Below are 4050 nucleotides of genomic sequence, written 5' to 3' on the forward strand. Positions count from 1 at the left end.
GAGTTCAGTATTGGTGACAGACCACCACAAGTATCCAACCTCAATTCTGTTCACAAGACCATCGTTGATGTTCTCGGCGAGCGATACCGTCGAATTTATTCTTAAAGTAGGTGCGGAATGACGGTGGAAAACCTATCGGGTGATGTTAAATCGTATTGATGTCAGTACTGCACCTGACATTGAGTGGCCGGGGCAGCCACAATAATAGCCGTTATTTCTACCAGCCCGCCGTCATTGGCGGGCTTTCTCTTGAGCATGCCAGGCAATCTCACGAATCATTCTACATAATGCAAAAAAACGCAGTTTTTGAAGTAATCTCGCATGCAAAATGATATGCAACTCTATGCGAAAAAATTCGCCGCGCTACACGTACTCTTCCTGCAACGGCGAACCCATATCGGAGATATCGGCTTCTACCACCAGTGCGGTAGACTGCTGCAATTGTTGCAGCAACACCTCCGGCAACGGAGACATGGCTTCGCTGCCCATATGGATACTGCCCACCAAATGCAGGCGTCCGCCGTTTGTCAGCGACACATCCAGTGCGGGGTAGGCATAGGCGACCGGGGAAATTAATCCCAACCACGTGGCCAGTTGGCGCAGTAACGTCATGATTTATCTCCATCAACCACAAACGCTCATGCTAACCGCTTATGCCGCGCGAGGATACTTCCATAAGGATGAAAAATCCCCAACCTTGTTACCGTTGGGGATCGTCGGGAAGGGCAGTTAAACCTTGAGGGCGCGGACATGTAGCGTAATGCCATCAACGGCAATCACTTCAACGGTTGTGCCGACGGGCAGGGCTTCATCGGTCTTGATCCGCCAGGTGCTGTCTCCGATTCTGGCACGGCCGATGCCATCCTCAACCGCTTCGGTGACAGTGGCACGCACCCCTATCAGTTGCCTACTACGTTGGTTCAGCAGTGTAGCATCTGCTATTCGGCGTGAACGGCTGCGCAGCCAGTACCACCACAGCAGCGCGATGATGATGGTCAGCACGGCAAACAGCGTTCCCTGCCACGCCCAAGGCAGCGGTAATACCCAGGTTAACAAACCAATGATAACGGCAGACACGCCGCTCCACAGTAAATAACCGCTGGCCCCAAGCATCTCAGCCGCCAGTAGCAGACCACCGAGCGAGAGCCACACCCAGTGGGCATTCTCAGCCAGCAGTTCAACGTCCATTCTGGCTCCGGGCGTTTCCGCTATCTTTAATCAACTCGGCGATACCGCCGATAGCGCCCATCAGATTGCTGGCATCCAGGGGCATCATGATAACTTTGCTGTTGTCGGCAGAACCAATCTCTTTCAATGCATCGGTATATTTTTGTGCTACAAAGTAGTTGATGGCCTGAATATTACCAGAGGCAATGGCATCAGAGACCATCTGGGTGGCGCGCGCTTCTGCTTCTGCGGCTCTTTCACGGGCTTCTGCTTCCAGAAACGCGGATTGACGCTCCCCCTCTGCTTTCAAAATTTGCGACTGCTTTTCACCTTCCGCTTTGAGAATGGCAGCCTGACGCACCCCTTCCGCTTCAAGAATGTCGGCACGTTTGGTTCGTTCGGCTTTCATCTGGGCGTTCATCGAGGCGATCAGTTCGGCGGGTGGGCGCACATCGCGGATCTCAATACGGGTGATTTTTACGCCCCATGGGCCAGTGGCTTCATCGACAATATGCAGCAGGCGAGTGTTGATGCTGTCACGCTGCGACAGCATTTCATCCAGTTCCATAGAACCCAGCACGGTACGGATGTTGGTCATGGTCAGGTTTTTGATCGCCAATTCGAGCGAACTGACCTCATAAGCCGCACGTGCCGCTTCCACTACCTGAATAAAGCAGATGGCATCAATCGTCACGTTGGCGTTGTCTTTGGAAATCACTTCCTGGGAGGGAATCTCAAGTACCTGCTCCATCATATTGATTTTGCGACCAATGCGATCCATGAACGGTACCACCAGGTTTAACCCTGGCATCAGTGTCTTGGTGTAGCGGCCAAAGCGTTCTACGGTCCACTGATAGCCTTGCGGCACGATCTTGATCCCTGACCATACAATAACCAGCGCAACAAATATCAATACGGGAATGACACTCAGCATGGTTTTCACCTCCAAAGGTAGTTTTAAAAATAATTTATTGAAATAAAACTATATTTTTCTTCATCCTGAAAAGGCTATTCTAGCGCCGTCGGTGCATAAAGCCCATCTTTTCGGTCACGTATTCAATGAGTGTATTGCTACATAGTCTGGCATGCAAAAAAGGTGTTTAAAACCAGCCTGAATGCATGAAGAGAACATAGAGCATGAATACTATTTTTATTGCGGAGCAACACATTGAATACGTGACCATCTTTTCGCAGGCGTAATCACGCGTTGTCATTGGCGTATTATCTGAAAATAGCAAAAACGAGAGGTGAGGCAAGCAGGGGCGCTAATACGCCCCGGTAAGAGGTTGGATTAAAAGGTGGTCCAGTTATCATTTGATGATGTTGTGGTGGAACCTGTACTTGCAGCAGCCAGTAACGGTGTTTTAGAGGCTGTTGTCGGGGACGTCACGGTCATTGAGCTGGTCGGTGTAATGACAAACACGGCGACGGCATCCGTCAGGCGTTGTGCTTGATTTTGCAGAGATTGTGCGGCCGCAGAGACTTCTTCCACCAGAGATGCGTTTTGCTGTGTTGATGCATCAAGCTGCCCGACACCAATGTTGACCTGATCGATCCCGACGCTTTGTTCTCGGCTGGAGTGCGCAATTTCCGACATAATGCTGCTCATGTGAGAGGCATTGGCGCTCAGGTTTTTCATTGATGTTTCGGCACCTTCCACCAGTTCCATCCCTTGTTGTGTGGTGTGCACGGCATCGTCGATCAGCGCTTTGATCTCTTTTGCTGCGGCGGCACTACGCTGCGCGAGACTACGTACTTCGCTAGCCACCACGGCAAACCCGCGACCTTGTTCACCTGCACGCGCTGCTTCAACGGCGGCATTGAGCGCCAATACATTGGTTTGGAAAGCAATGCCATCGATCAGGGCGATGATTTCTACCATGTGGTTGGCAGAATCACGGATTTCATGCATTTTGCTCGCGGCATCGGACATTTTGCTACCGCTGTTTTTCATTTCCAGTGCGGCATCGTTCACCAGCGTATTGGCCTGTTGGGTATTTTCTGCGGTGTTTTTAACGGTAGCCGCTAGCTGGTTCATTGATGCAGCTGTCTCTCCCAGAGAACTGGCCTGCTCTTCGGTGCGGCCGGACAGATCCAGGTTACCGGCCGCAATCTGGGCGGTAGCGGAGGCAATGTTGTGTGCACCATCGCGCAGTTGCCCGACGAGCTGTTGGAGATTGGTGGTCATCTTGTTCAACGCATTCAATAAGATGCCAGTCTCATCTTTACGCTGATGGGCGATCGATCGCGTCAGGTTGCCCTGTGCAACGGACTCCGCCAATGACACCGCTTGCTGCAATGGCAACACCACGCTGCGCGCCGTCACGAATGACAGCGTCAGGCTGATAACGACGCCTGCGAGAATAATGCACAGCAGTATGATGCGAATGCTGCTGTAACTTTGATTCACCGTTTGGTCCGCTTGCCACATACGGTATTCGGCTTTGCTGATGAACTGTGAGATATCTTTTTTGAGCGCAGTGCCCAGAGGCCAGGTGACTTCAAGCGCTTGATGGCGTAGGTCCTGACGGTTTTTCGCCAGATTCAGCAGCGTGTCGCTGGCCTCGGCAAACTTGCTATAGTCCTGTTTGATGGTATTTAACGCAGCCGTGAGTTCAGCATCGTCCTGGACATAATTACTGAGCGTCGTAATATGTTTAACAATAACGCTGCGGTCTTTTTTGATTTGTTCAACCGTAGTGTTGATGTTATTTTCATCATTTTCTGCGGTCAGGGCAAAGAATGCGGATTGGCTAAGGAAGGTGCGATTTAATCGGCAGCAATAGACGGGCCAATGATATTTTCTTTGCTGACGTCATGTAACCACTCCAGAGTGGTTAATATTTACTCATTATTATGAAGTGAAAGTAAAAAAAATCGTCA

3 protein-coding genes and 2 pseudogenes are annotated in these 4050 nt (G+C 50.8%); 1 reads left to right on the forward strand and 4 read right to left on the reverse strand.

Going from position 1 to position 4050, the window contains the following annotated elements; translation table 11 throughout:
- Positions 1-136: 136 nt before the first annotated feature.
- A pseudogene (locus ACTBDZ_RS15660) lies at positions 137-205 on the forward strand (tail fiber assembly protein); the annotation flags it as partial.
- 179 nt (positions 206-384) lie between these two features.
- Here ACTBDZ_RS15660 and ACTBDZ_RS15665 read toward each other — a convergent pair.
- The 4 genes and pseudogenes from ACTBDZ_RS15665 to ACTBDZ_RS15680 all read right to left on the reverse strand — a co-directional run.
- A pseudogene (locus ACTBDZ_RS15665) lies at positions 385-615 on the reverse strand (TraB/GumN family protein); the annotation flags it as partial.
- A 114-nt stretch (positions 616-729) separates the two neighbouring features.
- Complete coding sequence (locus ACTBDZ_RS15670) at positions 730-1188, reverse strand: NfeD family protein (RefSeq protein WP_438815999.1); 459 nt, start codon at positions 1186-1188, stop codon at positions 730-732.
- Positions 1178-2101, reverse strand: coding sequence for an SPFH domain-containing protein (locus ACTBDZ_RS15675; protein WP_438816000.1), 924 nt, complete (start codon positions 2099-2101; stop codon positions 1178-1180). Before ACTBDZ_RS15675 ends, ACTBDZ_RS15670 begins: the two co-directional genes overlap by 11 nt.
- Positions 2102-2458: 357 nt before the next feature.
- On the reverse strand, positions 2459-3577 hold the full coding sequence (locus ACTBDZ_RS15680; RefSeq protein ID WP_438816001.1) for a methyl-accepting chemotaxis protein: 1119 nt from the start codon (positions 3575-3577) through the stop codon (positions 2459-2461).
- Between the last annotated feature and the right edge of the window lie 473 nt (positions 3578-4050).

The organism is Symbiopectobacterium sp., from assembly GCF_051710365.1.
GTDB lineage: Bacteria > Pseudomonadota > Gammaproteobacteria > Enterobacterales > Enterobacteriaceae > Symbiopectobacterium.

Bases quoted from the DNA above. Each gene is read 5' to 3' on its own strand.
- ACTBDZ_RS15670 (WP_438815999.1), bottom strand. From the start codon at position 1,188: ATGGACGTTGAACTGCTGGCTGAGAATGCCCACTGGGTGTGGCTCTCG.
- ACTBDZ_RS15675 (WP_438816000.1), bottom strand. From the start codon at position 2,101: ATGCTGAGTGTCATTCCCGTATTGATATTTGTTGCGCTGGTTATTGTA.